This is a genomic window from Mesorhizobium sp. M2E.F.Ca.ET.209.01.1.1 (assembly GCF_004010375.2).
Classification (GTDB): domain Bacteria; phylum Pseudomonadota; class Alphaproteobacteria; order Rhizobiales; family Rhizobiaceae; genus Mesorhizobium.
Window position 1 is genome coordinate 1 of record NZ_SADP02000466.1, and the last position, 362, is coordinate 362.

Annotated in this window: 1 pseudogene; it reads left to right on the forward strand. The window is 59.9% G+C overall.

Annotated features, from left to right (window positions below):
• Nucleotides 1-41 precede the first annotated feature (41 nt).
• A pseudogene (locus EN852_RS36505) lies at nucleotides 42-362 on the forward strand (dihydrofolate reductase); the annotation flags it as partial.

The following is a 362-nucleotide window of genomic DNA, read 5'->3' on the forward strand; positions in this document are numbered from 1 at the left end:
GTTGACCGCTTGCAAATCACAACTGGGTCAGGAGGCCAATGATGTCCAGGCTGCGTGTCAATGCTTTCACCTTGTCGCTCGACGGTTACGGCGCCGGCCCCGACCAGAGCCTCGCCAACCCGCTCGGCGTGGGCGGCGAAAACCTGCACAAATGGATGATCAAAACCCGCTCGTTCCACCAGATGATCGGCAAGGATGGCGGAACGACGGATACCGATAATGAGTTTGCCGTGAGTAGTTTTGAGAATGTCGGCGCCTGGATCCTCGGCCGCAATATGTTCGCGCCGAGCCGCGGACCGTGGCCGGACGACAACTGGAAAGGCTGGTGGGGGCCTAACCCACCCTATCACGTGCCGACCTTT